The sequence below is a fragment of the Acidovorax sp. SUPP1855 genome, assembly GCF_030158955.1.
In the GTDB taxonomy this organism is placed as follows: domain Bacteria; phylum Pseudomonadota; class Gammaproteobacteria; order Burkholderiales; family Burkholderiaceae_C; genus Paracidovorax.
This window is the reverse complement of the sequence record NZ_BQXI01000023.1, coordinates 40,872-57,142: the sequence shown is the minus strand read 5'-3', so window position 1 is coordinate 57,142 and position 16,271 is coordinate 40,872. Positions and strand designations below refer to the sequence as shown.

Below are 16,271 nucleotides of genomic sequence, written 5' to 3'. Positions count from 1 at the left end.
AAAAACCCGGCCTTGCGGCTACGCCACAATCAGGGGCATGAGCTTCGCCCCCCTCCAGAACGACACCTTCCTGCGCGCCTGCCGGCGCCAGGCCACCGACTACACCCCCCTGTGGCTGATGCGCCAGGCCGGCCGCTACCTGCCGGAGTACAAGTCCACGCGGGCCCGGGCGGGCAGCTTCATGGGGCTGGCCACCAACGTGGACTACGCCACCGAGGTCACGCTGCAGCCCCTGGAGCGTTTTCCGCTCGACGCGGCCATTCTGTTCAGCGACATCCTCACCGTGCCCGATGCGATGGGCCTGGGCCTGTCGTTCGCCGAGGGCGAAGGCCCGCGCTTCGCCCACGTGGTGCGCGACGAAGCGGCCGTGGCGGCCCTGGCCGTGCCCGACATGGACAAGCTGCGCTACGTGTTCGATGCGGTCACCAGCATCCGGCGCGCGCTCGACGGCCGCGTGCCGCTGATCGGCTTTTCCGGCAGCCCTTGGACGCTGGCCTGCTACATGGTGGAGGGCAAGGGCAGCGACGACTACCGCCTCGTTAAGACGCTGATGTACAGCCGCCCCGACCTGATGCACCGCATCCTGGCCATCAACGCCGACGCCGTGGCCGCCTACCTGAACGCGCAGATCGACGCGGGCGCCCAGGCCGTGATGGTGTTCGACAGCTGGGGCGGCGTGCTGGCCGACGGCGCCTTCCAGGCCTTCAGCCTGGCCTACACCAAGCGCGTGCTGGCCCAGCTCCAGCGCACCGGCGTGGACGGCACCGACGTGCCGCGCATCGTGTTCACCAAGGGCGGTGCGCTCTGGCTGGACGCCATGAAGGACCTGGACTGCGAGGTGCTCGGACTGGACTGGACGGCCAACCTGGCCCGTGCACGCGCCCTGGTCGGCGGCGCGGTGGGTGGCCCCGGCAAGGCGCTGCAGGGCAACATCGACCCCAACGTGCTGTTCGCCCCGCCCGAGCAGATCGCGCTGCACGCGCGCGCCGTGCTCGACAGCTTCGGCCCCCCCCACACCGACCGGGCCACCACCGGCCCCACGCACATCTTCAACCTGGGCCACGGCATCAGCCAGTTCACGCCCCCGGAGCATGTGGCGGCGCTGGTCGAAACAGTGCACCGCCATTCCCGCGCGTTGCGCCAGGCTTGACAGGCCTTGACAGCAGGAAACGCAGGCGGCGAGTTATGCACACTGCGCGCACCACGTTGGCGCACGGCCCGCATTCCCGGGAATCTTTTCGATGGGCGTCAAAATAATTGGGCAGCGCCTGTAAGTGGTTGATTCATAAGAACTGGAAGAATTTGCCGAATTTCCGGGCAATGTAACAAAACCACGTGTTTTCAAGGCTTGGCGGCCGGTCGGACGCGGATATCAACAAAGTTATCCACAGAAAATTGGTACTTTTCCAAAATCCTCGTCAAATCAAGCACTTGCGTCGCCCATTGAAGAAATTGCCCGACCTTCGCACCCCGCCCTAACACAGAATGGCCCCTTGACAAGACCAATACGGGTGCACTTATGCACAAGGTGCTTGATGCGGTGCAGCATCTGACCCAGCATGACAGGCTGCGGGCGGCATTCACCATACTTTTGATAGATCATTGATTCATATGGATTTTTTGAATTCCCTCAGGCCATGCAGATTGCCGGAGGAACGCCCCGCCGCCTCTGAGCCAGCAGCCAGGCCTGGGATGTCAACAAAGTTATCCACAGAAAAAGCCTGCAGCCCCTCAAATCCCCGCTAAATCAATCACTTAACGCCTGCATCGCCATCCCGCCTGAACAAGTGCCCGTAAACGACGACCCGCCCTCCCCGGTACCCACCATCCTGCAGATTGCCGTCCAGACCCCTGGGCACAGCAATGTGGGTGACCTGCTGAGCTACGCCAGCGACCGGCCCCTGCCCCCCGGAACGCTGGTGCGCGTGCCGCTGGGCACCCGCGAAGTGCTGGGCGTGGTCTGGGATGCGCCCGAGGGCGGGTTGCCGCCGCTGCCCGCCGGCCTGTCCACCCGCGCCGTTGCCGCGGTGCTGGAGGGCGTGGCGCCGCTGGCGGCGCCCTGGCGCCGGCTGGTGGCCTTCACCGCGCGGTACTACCAGCGCGGTCTGGGCGAGGTGGCCCTGGCCGCCCTGCCCCCCCAGTTGCGCGACCTGGGCCCCGCGCAGCTCGCGCGGCGCCTGCGCCGCCCGGCGGCGTCGTTGCAAGGTGGCGATGCGCTACCGGAGATCGCCCTGAGCGCCGAGCAGGAAAGCGCCCGCGCCGCCATCGCCGCCGAACCCGGGCCCTTCCTGCTCTACGGCAGCACCGGCAGCGGCAAGACCGAGGTCTACCTGCGCTGCGTGCAGGAGGCGCTGGAGGCCGATCCGGCCGCGCAGGCGCTGGTGATGGTGCCCGAGATCAACCTCACCCCCCAGCTGGAGGAGCGCTTCACCGCCCGCTTCGCGCCCCGCTACGGCGCGGGCAGCGTGGTCTCGCTGCACAGCGGCATGACCAACCCGCAGCGCCTCAAGAGCTGGCTGGCGGCGCATGCGGGCACGGCGCGCATCGTGCTGGGCACGCGCATGTCGGTGTTCGCCAGCATGCCGGGCCTGGCGCTCATCGTGGTGGACGAGGAACACGACGCCAGCTACAAGCAGCAGGAAGGCGCCCGCTACTCGGCGCGGGACCTGGCCATCTGGCGTGGCCGCGACCAGGGCGCCAAGGTGGTACTGGGCTCGGCCACGCCGTCGCTGGAAAGCTGGCATGCCAGCCGGCCCGCCGAAGCCGGCATCCCGGCCGGCCGCTACCGGCGGCTGCACATGCCCAGCCGCATCGGCGCCGGAGAACTGCCGCACGTGCGCCTGGTGGACATGGGCCAGCAGCCGCGGGGCGCCGTGTTCTCCGCCCCGCTGCTGGCGGCCATCACCCAGCGCGTGGAGCGCGGCGAGCAGTGCCTGGTGCTGCTCAATCGCCGCGGCTTCGCGCCCGTGCTGCACTGCAGCGACTGCGGCTGGAAAAGCGACTGCCCGCACTGCAGCGCGCACCAGGTCTTCCACAAGATCGACCGCACCCTGCGCTGCCACCACTGCGGCTACACCCAGCGGGTGCCCCATGCCTGCCCAGGCTGCGGCAACCCCGACATCGCCCCCATCGGCCGGGGCACCGAGCAGCTGGAAGAGCAACTGGCCGCCCTGCTGCGCAACGTGATCACGCCCGAGCGGCGGGCAGCGCGCGTCGCCCGCATCGATGCCGACACCACCAAGGCCAAGGGGGCGCTCGAATCCCAACTGGCCCAGGTGCATGCGGGCGAGGTGGATGTGCTGGTGGGCACGCAGATGGTGGCCAAGGGCCACGACTTTCGGCGCATCACGCTCGTGGCGGCGGTGCAGCCCGACGGCGCGCTGTTTTCCAGCGACTTCCGGGCGCCCGAGCGCCTCTTCGCCCTGCTGCTACAGGCGGCCGGCCGCGCGGGGCGCGATGCACGCTACGTGGCCGAGCAAGGCAGCCGGTGCGAGATGTGGGTGCAGACCTACCACCCCGACCATGCCGTGTACGCCGCGCTGCGCCGGCACGACTACCCCGCGTTCGCCGACAGCCAGTTGGCCGAGCGGGCCGAAGCCGCCATGCCGCCCTTCGCCTACCAGGCGCTGGTGCGCGCCGACGCGCGCACGCAGGAGGTGGCCCAGGCGTTCCTGGCCGCGGCCAGCGCCGCCGCGCAAGCCGATGGGTTGCCGGGGCTGGAGCATGTCACGCTGTTTCCCCCCGTGCCCCTGGCGATCCAGCGGGTGGCCAACGTGGAGCGCGCGCAGATGCTGCTGGAAAGCGGCAACCGCGCGGCGCTGCAGCGCTTTCTGTCGGCCTGGCAACCAGTGCTGCACGCCACGCGCGCGGCGCCGGAGCACAAGGGGCTGATCCGCTGGCTGGTGGACGTGGACCCGCTGACGATCTGATCCCCGGCTGGGCAGCGCCTGGCAGGTTGACGCCATGCGGCATCGATTGCTACCAAATGAATAGCAAAATGCCTAAGTCAATATTGCGGTGGCGGCCGAAAAGCTCAGAAAGGCCAGCGCGGTGGAGACCAGGATGATCCGCGCGATGCGCCCGTTGTGGGCGCCGAAGCGCTCGGCCAGCAGCGACACGTTGCTGGCGCTCGGCAGCGCCGCCACCAACACCAGCACCGTGTGCGCGAACGGCGTGAGCGGCACGCCCGCCGCGATCGCGCCATGCCCCGCGCCCCAGACGAGCAGCGGATGCACGAACAGCTTGGCCAGCGCGACCGGCACGTAGTCGCGCGGGGGCACGCGGTCGTGCTGGTTCATCTGCGAGCGCGCCAGAACGGCGCCGATCGTGAACAGCGCCACGGGCGACGCCGCGCCGGCCAGCATCGCCACCGTCTGGTCGAGCGGGCCGGGTAACTTCCACTGCAGCGCGGACGCCACGGCCCCCAGTGCGATGGCCCAGGGCATGGGGTTGGTCGCCATGCCCCGCAAGGCCCGTCGCACCGCCACCGCCACGCCGTGCGTGCCCACGCCGTCCAGCCGCGACAGGGCGATGCACAGCGAGGTCGTGAGCACCATGTCCACCAGCATCGTCAGGATGGCCGGCCCCGCCGCCGAGGCGCCGAGCAGCGCCACCAGCAGCGGCACGCCCATGAAGCCGGTGTTGGGAAAGGCCGCCACCAGCGCGCCGAAGGCGGCATCGTTCCAGCCCAGGCGCGCCCGGGTGAGCGCCACCGTGGCGCCGACCAGGGCCAGGCCGCACAGGATGTACAGGCCCGCCACCGCCGGGTCCAGCAACTGGCCGATGGGCGTGTTCGCGCCCAGTCGGAACAGCATGCACGGCAGCGCGAAAAACAGCACGAACGCATTCAGCCCGGGAATGGCCGCCTGCGGCAGCGCGCCCGCACGCGCGGCCAGGTAGCCGCAGAGCACGAGCGCGAAGAAGGGAAAGGTGATGGACAGAACGGACAGCACGGCCCATTGTCGGCGCAAGGCAGCGTGCAGAGTGCCGCGCGTCACCGCGAAAAAAAGCCCGCACGGGGCGGGCAGCAGGACCGGGGCCGATTCCAGGCCCCGATGGCGTGGCGCAGCGCGCCGCAGCCTGTCCGGTCAGATTTGCACGCCCTGCTCCACTTCCTGCACCTTGCGGCGTGCCAGGGCGAGGTTGGAGCGCTCCTTGTCCAGCACCAGGTAGATGAACAGGCCTTCGTGCGCGGCCAACGGGCGGATCACGTGGTACTGCTTGCCCAGCGTGATGAGGATGTCGTCGATCTTGTCGGCCAGGCCCAGCGAGCGCATGGTCTTGTTCTTGGCACGGACCACTTCGGTGTTGCCGGCAGCCGCCAGTTCCATGTCCACGCCGCTGCCGACGCTGCCCAGCAGCATGCCGCTGCCGCTGTCCACCACGGCCGCGCACAGGGCGCCGTCGATGGAATGGAGTTGGTTCAGAGATTCTTGAAGGGAGGCCATGGGTTCGATTCCTTAAACAGAAAGAGACGAAAGGGGAAGCAAGCACACATGCGCGCCGCCGGCCGACCCAGCAACGCGCGGGGGGATCATTCGGGGCGGCCCAGTTGCTGCGCGACCTCGCCGGCGGTCCACAGGGCCCGCCCGAGCACGGCCTGCTTTTCCAGCACCAGGCACAGGATGCAGGGGAAGGCCCCGCCGATGGCCTGGAAGATCGCCAGGCCCGCCTCGGTCTCGAAGGTGAGGCGGCGGCAGCCGGGGTAGTCGATCTCGCGGCCCACGGCACGGGCCATGGCCATGAGCGAGCCCGCCATGGCCGCCAGCCGGCGCACCTCCAGGCCACCGCCCACCGACAGCGAGGCCACCTCGAAACCGTCGAGGGTGGTCACCAGCGCCATGCGCACGTCGCCCGCGGGGGCCACCACGCGGTCCAGCACCTCCCGGGCCGCCTGCGCGCGCTCGGGGGGGACGATGTTCGCCTTGTTCATCATGGGATTTCAGTCCATTTCGTTCTGCAGGGACAGCATGGAAGCCAGCACGCCCACGGCCTCCAGCAGTTGGCCGCGGTCGCGCGGATCGGCTTCCAGGATGGGTACCACGCCGTGCGGCGAGGCTGACAGCGCCAAGCCGAACGCCTCGATCTGCGCGGGCGTGGCGGGACGGGCGCTGAGCAAAAGGGCCAGCGGCGGATCGGGCTGCACGGCCATTTCGGCGAGCAGGTCGAGCGTCTCGGCCACTGCCGAGGGCCGGGCCACGTCGGTCATGATGAAGACGCCCATCGACACCGAGAGAATCCATTGCCGCACGAAGTCGAAGCGGTCCTGCCCCGGGCAGCCACACACCTGCACGTGCTCGCCATCGCCCAGGTCGATCTCGCCGAACTCCGCGCCCACGGTGGTGAACGCCTTGGAATGCGCCGCCCGGTCGAGGTTGGGCACGTCGGAGGACGCCATCACGTCGCCGCACAGCGAGCGCAACGCGGTGGTCTTGCCGATGCCCATGGGCCCCACGAGCGCGATGCGCGGCAGTGCCCCGTTCATGCCTGGCCTCCACCGCGCACCCAGCGCGTGAGCCGCTGAACCAGCCCGCCGTGCCCGGAGGGCTTCGGGCGGTCGGCGCGCACGACCGGTGCCGATGCCGCCGTTTCGGTGCGCAGCACGTTGCGGCGGGACAACTCGGCCAGCAGCGCCTGCGCAGTGGCGGGCTCCAGGCCGCTGTGCTCGCACAACTGCGCCAGGCTGACCGGCGCGCGGGTGAGCAATGCGAGCGCCCGCACGTGGCCGCCCGAACGGAACGGCGCCCCCAGGGACACCCAGGTACTCAGCCGGAACCGTTGCTGGGGGTCGCCGAACGCGGCGCGCGCTGCGGCGGGAGACTCCCACGCCGTGTCGGCGGAGGCGGCCGTCATCGTCTGGCGCGCCCGCCAGTCCATCAGGAACACGGCGGCACGGTCCAGCACGTCGATCAGGTCCGCCAGCGTATAGCCGATCTGCAGGCGCGCGGTCCACTGCGCCTGGGGCGCCTTGTCGGGAAAGGAGCCCCCCACGCAGACCAGGCACGGCGCGCGGGAGCCCGGCTGCGCCGCGCTGGCGTCGTCCAGCAGCAGCACCTGGGCCTCGGCGGCCGGCACTTCATGCCAGCGGAGCAACGATTTGCGCGACGCCACGCTGAACAGCTTGTGGAACCGCTCGTAAAAGTGGGGAGTGAGCATCTCTGCGGCCACCCCCGCTGAAGCATCGCGCATGGCGGTGACCCCGGTGGAAATAATCAAATTGGAGGGCCAGTATAAAGATGCACATTGATACATTGTCAAGAAATTTGCTAAAAATGAGAAAAATGATTTCTTCTTGACGAATTCCAGATCCCGGCACGCCGTTCCTGGCAAAACCTTGTAGAAAGGGCCGGTTCGATTCCGGCCCATCCCGGTATCATTGCGCGCTCTGGCCCCCTTCTCCCTGGGAAGCGGTGCTCCACCCGTGCCTCGCCGGCGCCTGTCCACCCCCTTTTTTCTGCGCATGTCCGCCGGTCTCAATCTCGCCCAGCTCCAGGCGGTCCACTACACCGAGGGGCCATGCCTCGTGCTGGCGGGCGCAGGTTCGGGCAAGACGCGGGTGATCACCCACAAGATTGCCCGGCTGATCGAAACGGGGCTGGAGGCGCGCCGCATCGCCGCCATCACCTTCACCAACAAGGCCGCCGCCGAGATGCGCGAGCGCGCGCAGGGCCTCATCGGCCGTGCGGCCAAGGACGTGCTGGTGTGCACCTTCCACGCGCTGGGCGTGCGCATGGTGCGCGAAGACGGGCATGTGCTCGGGCTCAAGCCCCAGTTCAGCATCCTCGATGCGGACGACGTGACCGGCATCCTCAAGGACGCGGCCGGCGGCACGACCGACATGGCCACCGCCCGCCAGTGGCAGTGGACCATCAGCAAGTGGAAGAACATGGGCCTGAACGCCCAGGAATCGCTGGCGCAGGCCGCGGACGACAACGAGCGCAGCATCGCCGTCCTGATGGCGCGCTACGAAGAACGCCTGACCGCCTACCAGAGCGTCGATTTCGACGACCTCATCGGCATGCCGCTGCGCCTGCTGCGCGACCACTCCGAGGTGCGCAGCAAATGGCAGCGGGTGCTGGGCCACGTGCTCGTGGACGAGTACCAGGACACCAACGCCACGCAGTACGAGTTGCTCAAGCTGCTCGTGGGCGAGCGCGCGCGCTTCACCGCCGTGGGCGACGACGACCAGTCCATCTACGGCTGGCGCGGTGCCACGCTGGACAACCTGAAAAAGCTGCCGGTCGACTTTCCGCAGCTCAAGGTGATCAAGCTGGAGCAGAACTACCGCTCCACCAGCGCCATCCTGCGCGCGGCCAACAACGTGATCCAGCCCAACCCCAAGCTGTTCCCCAAGACGCTCTTCTCCGAGCTGGGCGAAGGCGAGCCGGTGCGCGTGGTGGACGCCGACAGCGAAGAGCACGAGGCCGAGCGCGCCGTGGCCCGCATCCAGAGCCTGCGTGCTGCGGCCAACCCGCCGCCGGCCTGGAAGAGCTTTGCCCTCCTCTACCGCGCCAACCACCAGGCCAAGCCGTTCGAGAAGGCGCTGCGCAAGGCCAACATTCCCTACAAGGTCTCGGGCGGCACGAGTTTCTTCGACCGCGCGGAGATCAAGGACCTGTGCGCCTGGTTCCGCCTGTGGATCAACAACGACGACGACCCGGCCTTCCTGCGCTCCATCACCAGCCCCAAGCGCGGCATCGGGCACACCACGCTGGGCGCACTGGGCGAATTCGCCACCAGGCACAAGCTGAGCATGTTCGGCGCGCTGTTCAACGGCATGCTGCCGGCGGCCATCCCCAAGCGCGCGCTCGACGGGCTGATGGAGTTCGGGCGCTACGTCAACGACCTCGAATACCGCGCCCGGCACACGCATGGCGCCGAGGATTCGCGCGCCTTCCTGGCCGACTGGCTCAAGGAAATCGACTACGAAAAGCACCTGTACGACGGCGAGGACAGCGAGAAGGTCGCCGCCGCGCGCTGGAGCAACGTGCTGGAGTTCTGCGACTGGATGTCGCAGCGCGCCGGCGGCCAGATCGACGACACCTCGGGCAGCGTCGTCACCAAGGAGACCAAGAGCCTGCTGGAGGTCTCGCAGACCATCGCGCTGCTGTCCACCATCAGCGAGCGCGAGAAAGACCAGGACATGGTCACGCTGTCCACGCTGCACGCCTCCAAGGGCCTGGAGTGGCCGCATGTGGTGCTGGTGGGCGTGACCGAAGGCATGCTGCCCTTCAAGCTCGACGACGACGAGGGCCGCCAGCTCAAGGTGAGCGACGACACGCTGCAGCGCCTGCAGGAAGAGCGCCGCCTGATGTACGTGGGCATCACCCGCGCCCAGCGCAGCCTGGCCGTCAGCTGGACCAAAAAGCGCAAGAAGGGCCGCGAGATGGTGAACGCGCAGCCCAGCCGCTTCATCGCCGAGATGGCGCTGGACAAGAATACCGCCCGCGAAGACCCGCGCGAAAAGCTCAAGGCGCTGCGCGCCGAATTCGCCGCGCGCAAGGCCCAGAACGCCACGCCATGACCGGCCGTGCCATGATCCGCCGCCACGTTGCCGCCGGGCGGGCCGCAGCGTGCGCCGGAATGCGCCGGCCGCTGGCACAGAGCGTGCGTGTCGCCGGTCCGCGCCACCGCACCTGGGCGCGGGCATCGCGCGGGGCGGACGGCAAGAAGAACATCAGCGCCACCTGGATCGGCCAGGTGGAACAAGGCAGTTGCGGCTAGGAGATACGAGGAACATGGAACAACGCACCACATCACACCACCGCCCCGTCCGTGCTGCGCAAGCAGTCCGGGCGGCCATGACACCGCGGCGCCTGGGCACCCTGGCCCTGGCCCTGTGTGCCCCCGCAGGCGCTGCGCTGGCGCAGACGCCCGCCCAGACGGAGGCCGCCGGCGACGCCTGGCGCCGTTGCACCGCCATGGCCGGCGACAGCACCGCGCGCCTGGCCTGCTTCGACCAGTGGGCGGGCCAACAGGCCTGGAAAGCGCCTGCGGCATCGGCCAGCGCGTCCACCGGCAACACCACGGCCAGCACCGCACCGCCCACCCCCGTGGACACGACGCTGCCGGCCACCCGCCTCATCGACGTGGCCCAGGTGGAAGGCTGCCGCGACGAGCAGTACAGCACGCTGTCGCGCTTTTGGGAATTGGAGTCGGGCAGCGATTGCGGCACCTTCCGCTTCCGGGGCTACCGGCCGATCAGCATCTCGGTGGTCAAGGGCAGCAACGTCAACCGCCAGCCGACCTCGCCCGTACCGGACCACAACGCCACCTCGGCCGTGGACTACCGGACCACCGAGAACCGCATCCAGCTGTCGGTGCGCACCAAGATCGCCCAGGGCCTGCTCACGCAGGGCCATCCCACGCTGAAGGACTCGGTGTGGGTGGGCTACACGCAGCAGTCGTACTGGCAGCTGTTCAGCCCCGACATCTCGCGCCCCTTCCGCGCCACCGACCACGAGCCGGAAGTGATGTACGTGTACCCCACCGACGCCAAGCTGCCCTTCGGCTGGCGCTGGCGCTACAGCGGCATCGGGCTGGTGCACCAGTCCAACGGCCAGAGCCTGCCGCTGTCGCGCAGCTGGAACCGCGTGTACCTGATGACCGGCATGGAGCTGGACAACCGCTGGAGCGTGAACGCGCGCCTGTGGAAGCGCCTGAGCGAAAGCGCCGACAGCGACGACAACCCGGGCATCAGCGACTACATCGGCCGGGGCGAGCTGCAGGTGAACTGGAACTACGACCGCGACAACACCGTGGGCGTGACCGTCCGCCATTCGCTGGCCTCCACGCCGCGCGGCTCGGCACGCATCGAATGGCTGCAGAACCTGGGCAAGGGCCTGGGCGGCAGCAAGAGCAACCTGCGCCTGCACACCGCCCTGTTCAGCGGCTATGGCGACAGCATGATCGACTACAACCGCAAGCGCACGGTGTTCAGCGTCGGCCTGAGCCTGGTCGATTTCTGAGCGCCTGAACGCACGGCCGGCCCCCGCCTGCGCGGCAAGGGGCCGGTCGCATCACATCCCGTTACCCTTTGACAGGGCTGCTGCCTTGAATCGGCGCACACGCGCCGACACAATGGCACGCACATCGCAGTCCGGCAGGCCCCGCGCACCACTCCCTGGAAAAAGAGGCGTTTTCATGCCGCTTTCTCCACCATTGCTGGTCCAAGCCCCCGGGACAATGCCCCTCGGAGGACGAAACCATGGACATGCAATATCAGCTCAAGGCTGGAAGTTACTACCTGTACGACATGCGCGAGGCGCCCAGTGCCGTCACGGGCGAGCGCCGTTTCAAGCTGAAGACCGATACCGTCGCCATTGCCTTCGATGCGCACACGGGCGAAGTCCACCAGCACGGCACGCCGTCGCGCATCCAGTCCTGGGCCAGCAACACGCGCCGCCGCCTGCGCGCGGCCGGTGCGCTGGATGTGGCCAACGACATCGTCGTCGTCTCCGGCCCGCTGCCGGTGGACGAGCTCAACAAGTGCCTGTGGATCAACGGCTACTGCCGGCGCATGTTCAAGCGCCTGGCGAGCCTGCCTCACGGCAAGCTGCAGCGCCCGAGCGAGCCTTTCCGCAAGGCCGCCTGAGAGTTTCTGAAAAGGATCAGGCCAGGGTTTCCTGCCCGCCCTCGGCATTCACATCCACGGTTTCCAGCACGTCCGCGTGCTTGACGATGGTCACGGGCACATGGCTCGCATGCACGAGCGCCTGCGACACCGACCCCAGCAACGCGCTGCTGATCGCGCCCTGCCCGCGGGCGCCGATCACCAGCATGCCGCAGCCGTGGCGCTCGGCGATGTCCACCAGCGTGTTCGCCACGTCGCCCACGCCCACATCGGTTTCGTGCTCCACGCCTGCGGCCTCGAAGATCGCACGGGCCGGGGCCATCAGGTGCAGACCGGCTTCCAGGCTGGCCGCCGCGATGAGGTCCGGGTCGCGCGACACCACCATTTCGTAGAGCGTGGCGGGCTCCTGCACATGCGCCAGCACGACGCTGGCGCGCAGCCCCTGGCGCAGCAGGGCCAGGGTGTGGTGCACCGCATCCAGGGAGAGGTCCGAGCCATCGACGGCGATGAGGATCTTGAGCATGTCCGTGTCCTTTCCGGGAGTCTGAGGGGCCTGCCGGCGATGCGCTCCGCTCGCCCGGCAGGCAGTGCGGTCCAGTGTACCGGCGCCCCGCCGCGCCCCCGACCCTGTGGGCGTCTGGGACAATGCGCGCCATGCTGCAGTTCGACCTCCTGACCACCGACCCCGAAAGCCACGCGCGACGCGGCACCCTCACCCTGAACCACGGCGTGGTGCAGACCCCCATCTTCATGCCCGTGGGCACCTACGGCACCGTCAAGGGCGTGATGCCGCAGAGCCTGCACGACATGGGCGCGCAGATCATCCTGGGCAACACGTTCCACCTGTGGATGCGCCCGGGGCTGGACGTGATGCAGGGCTTCGGCGGCCTGCACGCGTTCGAGAAGTGGGACAAGCCCATCCTCACCGACTCCGGCGGCTTCCAGGTGTGGAGCCTGGGCGCCATGCGCAAGATCACCGAGGAAGGCGTGCACTTCGCCTCGCCCGTGAACGGCGACAAGCTCTTCATGTCGCCCGAGGTGAGCATGCAGATCCAGACCACGCTCAATTCCGACATCGTGATGCAGCTGGACGAGTGCACCCCGTACGAAACCAAGGGCCACCTGACCACCGAGCGCGAGGCGCGCACCTCGATGGAAATGAGCCTGCGCTGGGCGCAGCGGAGCCAAGACGAATTCCATCGCCTGAACAACCCCAACGCACTGTTCGGCATCGTGCAGGGCGGCATGTTCGAGAACCTGCGGGCCGAATCGCTCGACCGGCTGGTGGAGATGGATTTCCCCGGCTACGCCGTGGGCGGCGTTTCGGTGGGCGAGCCCAAGGACGAGATGCTGCGCATCATGGCGCACACGCCGCACCGCCTGCCGGCGCACAAGCCGCGCTACCTCATGGGCGTGGGCACGCCCGAAGACCTGGTGGAAGGCGTGGCCCAAGGCGTGGACATGTTCGACTGCGTGATGCCCACGCGCAATGCGCGCAACGGCACGATCTTCACGCGGTATGGCGACCTGAAGCTGCGCAATGCGCGCCACAAGGCCGACCACCAGCCGCTCGACACCACCTGCACCTGCCATGCCTGTGCGGGCGCCGAGGGCGTGGCCTGGGACCAGGGCGGCCGCGGCGGCTTCAGCCGCGCGTACCTGCACCACCTGGACCGCTGCGGCGAGATGCTGGGCCCGATGCTCACCACCATCCACAACCTGCACTACTACCTGAACCTGATGCGCGAGGTGCGCGAATCGCTGGATGCGGGCCGCTTCGGCGAATTCCGCCGCCAGTTCGCGGCCGATCGCGCGCGGGGCGTGTAACCCCGAAGCCCCGGCGCCCCAGGCCCCGGGCGATGTCCGCTGCGGGACGGCGGTGGTATCCGGCCCCGCCCGCGCCCGCTACGATGGCGCCATGCTGACCGTCCACCACCTCGAAACCTCGCGCTCGCAGCGCGTCCTGTGGCTCCTGGAAGAACTGGGCGTGCCCTACGAACTCCGGACCTACCAGCGCGACCCGCGCACCCGCCTGGCGCCGCCGGAGTTGCGCAAGATCCATCCGCTCGGCAAGTCGCCGGTCATCACCGAAGGCGACGAGGTCATCGCCGAGTCGGGCGCCATCATCGAAACCCTGGTGGACCGCTACGGCGCGCAGGCGCAGGGCGAACTCGCGCACCTGGAGCCCGCGCGCGGCACGCCCGAACGCCGCCAGTGCCGCTTCTGGATGCACTACGCCGAAGGCTCGCTGATGAACTGGCTGGTGATGAAGCTGGTCTTCCAGACGCTGCCCAAACAGCCCATGCCGTTCTTCGTGCGGCCCATCGCGCGGGCCGTATGCGGCAAGGCGGAGCAAAAGCTGGTGGATCCCAATCTGGCCACGGCCCTGGCCTTCATCAACGACCACCTGTCGCGCAACGCCTGGTTTGCCGGAGCCGACCTCACCATGGCCGATTTCCAGATGAGCTTTCCGGTCGAGGCGGCCATGAGCCGCGTGCAGAACGCCGACCGGCACACGCACCTGAAGGCCTACCAGGCCCGCATGCGGGCCCGCCCGGCCTACCAGCGGGCGCTGGCCAAGGGCGGCCCGGTGGTGATGGGCGGCTGAGGCGCCACGCCACCCGCGTACCAGCGCCCTTTCAAGCCGATCCTCTAGAGCGGTCCCGCCGGGGCCGGGCCGCCGGCCAATGGCCCGGCGGCGTGCGGCACCACCGCCGCACTGGCGTCCGATTCGCTGCCGGGCAGCAGCCCCCGGCCCGCGCCTGCGCCGCAGGCATGGCAGAACCGGGCGAATGCGCTCTTGCGGGTATTGCACGCGCCGCAGTGGTCGAACAGCCCAATGCCGCAGTGGGGGCAGAAGTCGATGGTGGGGTCCTTCAGGTCCACCGGCCGCTCGCACCCCGGACACACGCCCTTGGCGAGGCGCGCCAGGGCGACGTCGTAGCTCAGCTCCTTGCGGCGCTCCTGGTCGGGCAGCGCCTCGGCCCGCTTCTGGCGCTCCAGGTAGCGGTTGAGCGCCACGATGGCGTACCGCCCGACCAGCGCGGTCACGATGATGCCGACCACGTAGCGCACATAGCCGCCGTAGCTGGGCAGGTAGGGCACCAGCTCCACGAAGAACGCGAACAGCGCGAAGAAGATGAAGCCCCACACGAACGGCCAGTAGGTGCCCTTGCGCTTCTTCACGAAGAGCCAGCCGGCAATCACCAGCAGCGGCAGGGTGAGCGCCAGCCGGTACAGGAACACGCGCAGCTGCACCTTGCGCTGCTGCACGGCCATGCGCTCGTAGCCCTCCTTTTCCAGCGCGGCCAGGCGTTGCTGCGCGGCCGTGGCCGCCTGGCGCGCATCGAGCGCGGCCTGCTGCTGCGCTTCGACCGCCTGCTGGGTCTGGCGCTCGCGCAGCTGGAGCCGGTCCAGCGCCTGCGTGCGCTGCACCACCTCGGGGTTGTGTTCGGACTGCTGCGTGGCGCTGCGCGTGGCCAGCCAGTTGTTGAAGGTCTCGCGCTCCGCCGCGGTCTCGCTGCGCGACTTGGCGCGCTGCAGGCGGGCCTGGTCGAGCGCCGTCTCCGCGCTCTCCTCGGCCTGCTGCGCGTTGCGCACCTGGGCGCGCAGCGTCTCCGCGGCAGGGCGGTCCAGGAAATCGTCGAGCTGCAGCGTGGCCTCGACCTTGGGCAGGTCGTCCACGACGGTGCCGCCCAGCCCGATCAGGAAGCTGGCGAACACCAGCGACACCAGCCACAGGCCCCGGCGGAACCATTTTTCCGACAGGCGAAGGGATTTGCTCATGACCAGCTCCTCGGCATTGAAATACTATTCATTTGATAGCAACACAGGCAATCAATATCCTGGCATCAGCGGCTTTTGACTATAAACCCGTGTTGGCGTCACGGCGGCGGCAGCGCCACCGGGGCCGATGCCAGTTGCGCGCGCTGCAGCCACGCCAGGGCGGAGTCCACGGTCACCGTGGCGATGCGGTTGGCGAAGCGCTCGCTGTCCGGGTGGTCGTCGAACGCCACGTTCGCCGCCGTCACCCGCCCGCCCAGCCGCGTGAGCGCGCCGACCTTGAGCACGGTCGGCTCGTAACCCTTGTAGCGCAGCCAGGCCTGCGCCTGATCGCGCCGGAGCACGGTGCCGGGCTCCATGGCCGCGGCCAGCGTCTCCAGCGCCCACTGGTTCGACTGCTGGTACTTCGTGCCCCAGGCGTAGCTCACCATGCTGTAGGGCCGCTGGTGCATGGCCGTGGCGCGCGTGCGGTCGGCGAGCACGGCCATCATCCGCTGCTGCACCTCGGGCGTGGGCACGGCCCACACGGCCTCGTAGCGCCACAGGTCGTCGAGAAAGAACTCGCCCAGCCCCTGCCGGTACACCACGCCCACCGCGGTGCCGCACTCGTTGAGCTTGTGCACCACGCGCCACGGCCCCTGCGGCGTGCGGTAGGCCCAGCCCAGGTGCGAGTAGCGCAGCCCGTACCGGGACAGGTCCTGCCCCGCACGCGCCAGGACCACCACCTGGGTGCCCGAGCGGGCGTGCTCCGCGTCCAGGGCCCGGGCCGTGCGGGCGGCCAGATCCATGCCGCGCTCGATGAGCTGCGGGGTCGGCTTGCGCGCCTCGCAAGATCGGCCCGCGTGCGCGGCACCGGTTCCGGCGAGAGCAACCGCCGCCAGGGCGGCCAGGGCCCGCCTGCGCATGGTCCGCCCCC

16 protein-coding genes are annotated in these 16,271 nt (G+C 69.0%); 8 read left to right on the top strand and 8 right to left on the bottom strand.

What is annotated here, in order from left to right; translation table 11 throughout:
- The first annotated feature begins 37 nt into the window (after window positions 1–37).
- Window positions 38–1,150 carry a uroporphyrinogen decarboxylase gene (gene hemE / locus AVMA1855_RS18575; RefSeq protein ID WP_284426823.1) on the top strand — a complete coding sequence of 371 codons (1,113 nt, stop codon included), beginning with the start codon at window positions 38–40 and terminating at the stop codon, window positions 1,148–1,150.
- A gap of 637 nt (window positions 1,151–1,787) precedes the next feature.
- Complete coding sequence (gene priA, locus AVMA1855_RS18570; RefSeq protein ID WP_284426822.1) at window positions 1,788–3,929, top strand: replication restart helicase PriA; 2,142 nt, start codon at window positions 1,788–1,790, stop codon at window positions 3,927–3,929.
- 72 nt (window positions 3,930–4,001) lie between these two features.
- Here priA and AVMA1855_RS18565 read toward each other — a convergent pair whose 3' ends face one another.
- From AVMA1855_RS18565 to AVMA1855_RS18545, 5 genes are all read right to left on the bottom strand, one after another.
- A complete protein-coding gene (locus AVMA1855_RS18565; protein WP_284407233.1) occupies window positions 4,002–4,952 on the bottom strand; it encodes an AEC family transporter in 951 nt (316 codons plus the stop codon).
- Between the two features lie 135 nt (window positions 4,953–5,087).
- Window positions 5,088–5,447 (bottom strand): hypothetical protein, encoded by a 360-nt coding sequence (locus AVMA1855_RS18560; RefSeq protein WP_272566851.1) that lies wholly within the window; start codon window positions 5,445–5,447, stop codon window positions 5,088–5,090.
- Between the two features lie 86 nt (window positions 5,448–5,533).
- A complete protein-coding gene (locus AVMA1855_RS18555) occupies window positions 5,534–5,935 on the bottom strand; it encodes a roadblock/LC7 domain-containing protein (protein WP_272566850.1) in 402 nt (133 codons plus the stop codon).
- Window positions 5,936–5,941: 6 nt separating this feature from the next.
- Window positions 5,942–6,484, bottom strand: coding sequence for a GTP-binding protein (locus AVMA1855_RS18550; RefSeq protein WP_284426821.1), 543 nt, complete (start codon window positions 6,482–6,484; stop codon window positions 5,942–5,944).
- A complete protein-coding gene (locus tag AVMA1855_RS18545) occupies window positions 6,481–7,188 on the bottom strand; it encodes a DprA-like winged helix domain-containing protein (protein WP_284426820.1) in 708 nt (235 codons plus the stop codon). Before AVMA1855_RS18545 ends, AVMA1855_RS18550 begins: the two co-directional genes overlap by 4 nt.
- Window positions 7,189–7,459: 271 nt before the next feature.
- Here AVMA1855_RS18545 and AVMA1855_RS18540 point away from each other — a divergent pair, with 271 nt between their 5' ends.
- The 4 genes from AVMA1855_RS18540 to AVMA1855_RS18525 all read left to right on the top strand — a co-directional run bounded on the left by AVMA1855_RS18540 (window position 7,460) and on the right by AVMA1855_RS18525 (window position 11,593).
- Complete coding sequence (locus AVMA1855_RS18540) at window positions 7,460–9,523, top strand: ATP-dependent helicase (protein ID WP_284426819.1); 2,064 nt, start codon at window positions 7,460–7,462, stop codon at window positions 9,521–9,523.
- Window positions 9,520–9,723, top strand: coding sequence for a hypothetical protein (locus tag AVMA1855_RS18535; RefSeq protein ID WP_284426818.1), 204 nt, complete (start codon window positions 9,520–9,522; stop codon window positions 9,721–9,723). Before AVMA1855_RS18540 ends, AVMA1855_RS18535 begins: the two co-directional genes overlap by 4 nt.
- Before the next feature lie 14 nt (window positions 9,724–9,737).
- On the top strand, window positions 9,738–10,967 hold the full coding sequence (locus AVMA1855_RS18530) for a phospholipase A (RefSeq protein WP_502868976.1): 1,230 nt from the start codon (window positions 9,738–9,740) through the stop codon (window positions 10,965–10,967).
- A gap of 239 nt (window positions 10,968–11,206) precedes the next feature.
- Window positions 11,207–11,593: a hypothetical protein gene (locus AVMA1855_RS18525; protein ID WP_272566840.1), complete on the top strand. Its 387-nt coding sequence runs from the start codon at window positions 11,207–11,209 to the stop codon at window positions 11,591–11,593.
- Between the two features lie 16 nt (window positions 11,594–11,609).
- On the opposite strand, the gene AVMA1855_RS18520 is transcribed toward AVMA1855_RS18525, so the two are convergent.
- A complete protein-coding gene (locus AVMA1855_RS18520; RefSeq protein WP_272566839.1) occupies window positions 11,610–12,095 on the bottom strand; it encodes a universal stress protein in 486 nt (161 codons plus the stop codon).
- Between the two features lie 131 nt (window positions 12,096–12,226).
- Between AVMA1855_RS18520 and tgt the strand changes: the two genes are divergently transcribed.
- Together tgt and AVMA1855_RS18510 are read left to right on the top strand one after the other, a co-directional pair.
- Window positions 12,227–13,399: a tRNA guanosine(34) transglycosylase Tgt gene (tgt, locus tag AVMA1855_RS18515; RefSeq protein WP_284402457.1), complete on the top strand. Its 1,173-nt coding sequence runs from the start codon at window positions 12,227–12,229 to the stop codon at window positions 13,397–13,399.
- A gap of 91 nt (window positions 13,400–13,490) precedes the next feature.
- Window positions 13,491–14,180 (top strand): glutathione S-transferase family protein, encoded by a 690-nt coding sequence (locus tag AVMA1855_RS18510; protein ID WP_284426817.1) that lies wholly within the window; start codon window positions 13,491–13,493, stop codon window positions 14,178–14,180.
- A 44-nt stretch (window positions 14,181–14,224) separates the two neighbouring features.
- Here AVMA1855_RS18510 and AVMA1855_RS18505 read toward each other — a convergent pair whose 3' ends face one another.
- Both AVMA1855_RS18505 and AVMA1855_RS18500 read right to left on the bottom strand, forming a co-directional pair.
- On the bottom strand, window positions 14,225–15,358 hold the full coding sequence (locus AVMA1855_RS18505) for a zinc ribbon domain-containing protein (protein WP_284426816.1): 1,134 nt from the start codon (window positions 15,356–15,358) through the stop codon (window positions 14,225–14,227).
- A 98-nt stretch (window positions 15,359–15,456) separates the two neighbouring features.
- Entirely contained in the window at window positions 15,457–16,260 is an 804-nt protein-coding gene (locus AVMA1855_RS18500; RefSeq protein WP_284407192.1) for a DUF2145 domain-containing protein, read from the bottom strand.
- Between the last annotated feature and the right edge of the window lie 11 nt (window positions 16,261–16,271).